A 6,359-nucleotide genomic window follows, 5' to 3' on the forward strand; every position below is an offset into this window, starting at 1 on the left:
ACCAATTGGTCCGCTTCGTTCCATTCGTATTGATATTTTCCATCTTCGAGACGGTTGCCGTTGGCATCATATGTGATCGATTCGTTTCCAAAACGAATGAGCTGATTGGCAGCGTTATAATCGGCATTGGTCGTCGTCGACTGCCCATCTTTCGTTTTCACGATTTGCTTCCGATTGCCGAATCCGTCATAGGCATATTCGACTTTCGTGCCATCTGGAAGCTGCTCTTCCACTAATTGGTCTAGGGCATCGTAACGGTAGACGGTCGTTTCCCCCGTTGGGGATTCCACTTTCGTCCGATTGCCATTTTCATCGTAACGGTACGTTTCCGATAAAATTTCTTTTCCATCCGCCGTACCGACCGAAACGCTTTCCACGAGGCCGCGGTCATCATACGTAAAGGTCGAACCGGCTCCGTTTCCTGTCGTGAAGGTGCGAACGTTTCCTCTCTCGTCATAATCAATGTTTTTTGTTTGGCTACATTTCTTTATTAGTTGTTATTCTTTCTCACTCTGAGATAATAAAAGCTCACAAACCTTAAAGTAGGTCGTGAGCTCTAAATAAAAATTTTTCATAAAAAGGCTTCATCAATATTCTGTGTTTCTGTCAAGATAGGTTTGAAAAATTCTATCTTTAAAGTACCCCCACGTTAACCAGACGACATGTTAGGAAAATAGATTGGATTTATATATCTAAAAAATTTCCAATTATACTTCGATTTAGTTTTCATACTCCCAAATAGCGTACCGACTAATAGCTAAAGCTGTTTCGTTCCAGGTTTTTCTTGAACAATGGGCAAGTATTTTTTTGAGACGATCCTCTACACTTTTTATATTAAAGTCTTTCATTATAAACAATCCTCTAGCTATCTCCAATCCTGACTTTTCCACCATATTCCCTAACCTTTTTGGACTTGTAACATAGATAGTAAATACTTCAGCAGAATCTGAGTCTCCCTTGATACCAATATCCGCTTCAATTTCTATCCAAAAATCATCAGTCTCCTCTCCCCAGTCTTCATCCATTATCGTTAAACAAAATAATTCAGGAATTATCATTTATATGGCTCCCTCCATGCTAAAAATTCAAGCGTGCATTTCGTAACTTATATGTCTTTTTGTTGATAGGACTCTTATAAAATTCCTCAAAATTCGCTTGATATACCCTTCTTGTTTTCTTATACTGCATTCTAAATACTTTAGATTTATCTTTACTTCTATATCCTATCCATTTACCATTTTTGTAGAGTGGCTTAGCCCCTGATCCAACCCATGCTTTCCCAGCCTTTTTGCTAGTCTCTTACTTACTCTCCCTACTTCTATAGTAGTGTTACCTTTTCCATACTTAGCCGCCAATAAAATCCTCATAATCTTGGCTGTTTCTTTCGCTTTATAAATTCTATACGCTTTAAAAGCAGCACCACCAACAAGCCCTACACCTACAGCAATCGCCGCAGCCTTCCATCCACCTTTTTTAAATGCCTTATATCCATCATAAACCGCAAATCCTGCATTGATGGCCAGCCATACCCAATGCCCATCCGGATCCACTAATATCACCGGATTGTTATTCGCATACGTATACCCATTTTGGGTTATTGAATCATCCTGATCCCCTGAACCTGGATCTCTCGAAATAAACATTGCCGTTTCTGGATCATAATATCGTGCTTGAAGATAATACAGTTTGGTTTCTTTATCATAATAATACTCTGCATACCCCAGTGGTTGTCCAGCGACTCCTGTATCTTCTGAAGCGGAAAGGACTTTGCCCCATGGATCGTAGCTATAACTAGCCATCGTCGCTCCATTTTCATCCACGATACGTACGACATCTCCGCGGCAATTCGTCACATAGTAAAACGTATCGTCGTTTGAGTTCGTGATGGTGTTCGGCTTTCCATTCACCCATGTAAACGCCCACACCGTTTGTCCGTTATCATCAGTGATACGAACTAAATCGGAGCCGGCATAGTGATAATGGTACGTTACACCGTTGACTGTTTTCGTTTTCCGCAAACCGTCTGGATGGTACGTGAAGCTGGCGATCGTATTGCCGTTTAAATCTTTCACATTAAGCAGGCGGCCTTCCCCATCCCATTCGTATTGGTATTTGTCATCTTGAAGCAAATTTCCTGCTTCATCGTAGCTGAAGCCCTCGACTTTATTCGCCACGTTAAAGGTGAGTGTCTTGCCGTGCGGGTTTTTCAAGTTCCCAGCCGCATCGTAGTCATACTGAACCGTGTGTTGCCTTGATATGTCCATGACGTTAAGCGGCCGGCAAAATCATATGTAAACGTATGCGAATCCGCACCATCAAAATACATTACAATGTTTCCGTCCGCATCGTACGCATAGGTCAAATCCAATGCACCCGCACCGACGACATGCTGATCCGTTAATCTTCCGCGTCATAATACAATTGATACACGCTTAAAGAAGAAATGTTGGAGCTATTCCTTCGACACGTGACAGGCACTCTTGTCACAATCCTATGTTAAAACGAAACGGAGTAATAATCCTGTCCATAAATACAAACAGAACTATTACTCCATTAACCCGAAACTTTGTTCTATTTAGAACTTTTCTAAATCTAGCTTATAAATAATATTTTTACTAACTCCATACAATATACTTCCTCTACCAAAATAATAATCAAATGTCAATTTGTTCCCTTGTGTATCGTATGCTGTATATTCTTTATGTTGCTTATTTTCTAGACTAATTCCCACAATATCTCCTTCATTGGTTAAAACAAAAACCATATTGTGCCCAACAACCAAATTTTCTCCACGACTAACATTCGATTCCCACCAACAAGCAGTATTACTATTCTTTTTTAATTGCACTATAGGATATTTTGCATCTGCACTATAATAATATAGCCATACATCGTTAGAATCAGAAATGTTTACTGCATGACAATGATCAATGGGTGGAAAATTTCGTTGCTCAACTAACATATCAAATGCATCATATATAATAGCTCCATTTTTATCAAAACATACAATTCCCTTACTTCCTATTTCACTTTCATGAAAAATTCCTTCATCACTATAACCAATCCATATATGGTGATCTTGATCTACTTTACATGTATTTACTCCATTACCTACACAAAATTCTTTTAATAAATTTCCTTTTTTGTCATATATAAATGCATTATTTTCTTGATCATGTGTTAAGTAACCACAGATTAGTAGATAGTTATCTTCTATTAACTGCAAGAAGTGTAATTCTTTATTTGCAACAACTTCATACGACCGCTTCTCTCCATTATCTAAATGGACTATTTTATATAAAAAGGGATTACCATTAGTATTTTCATGTAAATAAAGTATCAATATATCGTCTTTTAATCCCAGGTCTACAGATATAGGTTCATATTTACTTAATTCTGTAATTTCATAATATTTATTAAATATTAATTTGTCAGTATTCAAATATATAACCCCCTTCTTTTTATAGAGAGGCATTATTATCTTTTAAAAGATAATAATGCCCGAAAATAATATAACTGTAACTATTCAGCCACATCATAAAGTGAGCTGAATATTTTTTGCTTTTCCTGTCTATGATGTGAATATTGATAGACAAGGAGGTGAATCACATGTTGACGGTACAACAAGCTGTATTTACAGTTGAGGGCTTAATCGGCAAAGTCCAACAACAAAAACAGCTCATTCATCAACTCGTTCAAGAAAATGAACATTTGCGTCACGAAAACAAACAACTACGCAAAGAAAATGAACAACTGAAGTACCGTGTTCAAGAGCTGGAAGCACGCACGAAAAAAAACAGCTCCAATAGCCATTTGCCCCCATCTTCTGACCGTTTTGCCAACACACGTTCTTCTCGTCAACCATCTGGCAACAAGCCAGGCGGACAAGAAGGACATCAAGGAACGACGCTCCGTCAAGTGGAACATCCACATCATCGTGTCGTCCACCGTGTGCATACGTGTCAAGGATGTGGGGCTTCTTTGCGTGAAGTCAAACCGTTCAAAGTCGATATCCGTCAAGTGTTTGATGTCCCTCCTGTGGCGATCGAGGTGACACAACATGAACGTGAAGTGAAATCGTGTCCGCATTGTCGATGTGTTCAACAAGCCGAATTCCCATCCCATGTCACGAATCATGTGCAATACGGTCCACGGCTCACGGCGCTCGCTGTTTATTTACATCATATCCAATTGATCCCTTACAAGCGTTTAAGTGATACAATCGAAGCGTTATATCAACACTCGATTAGTACAGGAACCCTTGCCAATATGGTGAAACGAGGACGCGAAGCGCTGGAATCAAATATGGACATCATCGAAGACGCCTTACTTGAATCCAACATCCTGCATGTCGATGAAACGAGTTTGCGCATCAATGGGAAACTCGCATGGGTGCATGTCGCGTGTACATCGGGATATACATACTTGGCTCCTCACGCTTCTCGTGGAAAAAAAGCGACCGATGATATCGGGATTCTTCCCCGATATGAAGGGACGATGATGCACGATGCGTTCGGTACGTATCCGAAATACACACATGCCACCCATGCCCTTTGTCATGCCCACCATTTGCGTGAGTTAAAAGGATTCATCGAACAAGGGCATACGTGGGCGATGCGCATGACCACGTTTCTGTTAGCCGCCAAGCAAGCCGTCGAAGCCCATCACGGTGCACTTTCCGAAGAAGAAGCGAGACGGTGGGAACGAGTGTATGATCGCATCCTAGAAAGAGCACAACACCGATTAGAAACGATGACGCCTCTTCCGAAAAAAGCACTCGCTTTTGTTCGACGCCTTCAAAAACGAAAGGAAGAAGCGCTGCGTTTCTTACGTGAAGTACATGTTCCCTTTGACAACAACCAAGCCGAACGCGATCTTCGCATGGTTAAAGTCAAAGAGAACATTTCGGGTACGTTTCGCGAAGAAACATTCGCCCAGTCTTTTTGTATCACAAGAAGCATCGTTTCCACACTGACGAAACACGAAAAAAACGTGTGGGATTCGTTATGTCTTCTGTTGACGGGTGACACGCTTGATCGCGTTCTTTCTACCACTTAGGGCATTTTCTATTACGGGGATGCCCTATTTGTGTTGCGCTTCTTTACATACTACTATCGGAGTGAATAGTTACAAAGACGGGACATGGAGATCGGAAATTCTTTATTACAACCTATATAGAAAGGAAAACTTGTTACAACTTTACCGGATGGTTCCCGAATGACTCTTACTCTATTAGTAGGTTTCCCCCTAGTATCTGTTCCTACGGGTCTTTTAAATGTTTTTTCATGGATAGTTCTACCATATCTACCTGTTCTTACGGGCTTTGTCCTCGCAGTTGCTCTAGTGGTTCTCTTTAAAGTTCTATTACTTTTAAACTTACTTTTTGGTTTTTTTCCATCTTTCATCTTTTTATTAGATTTAGGACCGTGCTCCTCTTTAATATGGTCCCAGTCTATCTCCCCAAGTTTTTTTCCTAAATACCACGCTCCATAAGCCCCGACAACAGCAGCAGTACCAATTAACATTACTTGTCCAACACCAGGAACAAAATAAAGCCCTACAGCATACGCAAACTTCCCATCCGGATCCACCAACATCACCGGATTGTTGTTCGCATACGCATACCCATTCTGCGTGAGGATATCGTCTGCATCCCCTGGGTCTGGGTCTAAAGATAGGAACACGCCATGCGTTGGATGATAGTATCGGGCAATTAAGTAATAGAGACCCGTTTCTTTGTCATATTGATATCCCGCATATCGGTATGGGTTTTCGTCCGCCAAGGCACCGGATTGGGAAAGAATGTTCCCCCACGCATCGTATTGATAGCGGGCAACAATGTTTCCTTGTTCATCCGTCAGGGCGATGACATCCCCATGCGCGTTATAGTGGTAAAAATACGTCGCTGTGCCTTTCTTCATGGCAAGGAGTTGCCCGTTTTCTCCGTATATATATGATCTTACCACATTTCCATCCGCATCGGTTTCATACAGAACGTTTAGGCTATCCCCTTGGTAATGGTAGTTCGTAATGACGCCATTTACATTCTTTTGGATGCGCCGGCCGTCTTCATCATATTTGTATGTGACAAACGGCGTGCTTTCTCCTTTTCTTGTAATGGAAACTAATTGGTCTGCTTCATTCCATTCGTATTGATACTTTCCATCTTCTAAACGATTGCCGTTGGCATCATAAGAGATTGTCTCTGTTCCAAAACGAACCAACTGATTGGCAGCGTTATAATCTGCATCGGTGGTCGTCGACTGCCCATCTTTCGTTTTCACGATTTGCTTCCGATTTCCGAATCCGTCATAGGAATACTCGATGTTCGTACCATCTGGAAGTTGTTCTTCCACTAA

5 protein-coding genes and 1 pseudogene are annotated in these 6,359 nt (G+C 41.0%); 1 reads left to right on the forward strand and 5 read right to left on the reverse strand.

Annotated elements, in window-relative coordinates; translation table 11 throughout:
- The 4 genes and pseudogenes from LH47_RS14050 to LH47_RS14065 all read right to left on the reverse strand — a co-directional run.
- Positions 1–467 (reverse strand): annotated as a pseudogene (locus LH47_RS14050) (RHS repeat domain-containing protein); the annotation flags it as partial.
- A 252-nt stretch (positions 468–719) separates the two neighbouring features.
- Positions 720–1,058, reverse strand: coding sequence for an Imm8 family immunity protein (locus tag LH47_RS14055; protein ID WP_042412356.1), 339 nt, complete (start codon positions 1,056–1,058; stop codon positions 720–722).
- A 165-nt stretch (positions 1,059–1,223) separates the two neighbouring features.
- Complete coding sequence (locus LH47_RS14060; RefSeq protein WP_052585059.1) at positions 1,224–2,210, reverse strand: RHS repeat-associated core domain-containing protein; 987 nt, start codon at positions 2,208–2,210, stop codon at positions 1,224–1,226.
- Positions 2,211–2,575: 365 nt separating this feature from the next.
- Positions 2,576–3,442 carry a hypothetical protein gene (locus LH47_RS14065; RefSeq protein WP_043968556.1) on the reverse strand — a complete coding sequence of 289 codons (867 nt, stop codon included), beginning with the start codon at positions 3,440–3,442 and terminating at the stop codon, positions 2,576–2,578.
- Positions 3,443–3,609: 167 nt separating this feature from the next.
- Between LH47_RS14065 and tnpC the strand changes: the two genes are divergently transcribed.
- On the forward strand, positions 3,610–5,058 hold the full coding sequence (tnpC, locus tag LH47_RS14070; RefSeq protein ID WP_043968558.1) for an IS66 family transposase: 1,449 nt from the start codon (positions 3,610–3,612) through the stop codon (positions 5,056–5,058).
- A 53-nt stretch (positions 5,059–5,111) separates the two neighbouring features.
- Here tnpC and LH47_RS16985 read toward each other — a convergent pair.
- The coding region (locus LH47_RS16985) for an RHS repeat domain-containing protein (RefSeq protein ID WP_326939197.1) at positions 5,112–6,359 on the reverse strand (1,248 nt) is incomplete at its 5' end.

The organism is Anoxybacillus thermarum (genome assembly GCF_000836725.1).
In the GTDB taxonomy this organism is placed as follows: Bacteria; Bacillota; Bacilli; order Bacillales; family Anoxybacillaceae; genus Anoxybacillus; species Anoxybacillus thermarum.

What these genes read in the sequence shown, in the direction of transcription:
- LH47_RS14055 (WP_042412356.1), bottom strand. Translation starts at nt 1,058, where the DNA reads ATGATAATTCCTGAATTATTTTGTTTAACGATAATGGATGAAGACTGG.
- tnpC (WP_043968558.1), top strand. Translation starts at nt 3,610, where the DNA reads ATGTTGACGGTACAACAAGCTGTATTTACAGTTGAGGGCTTAATCGGC.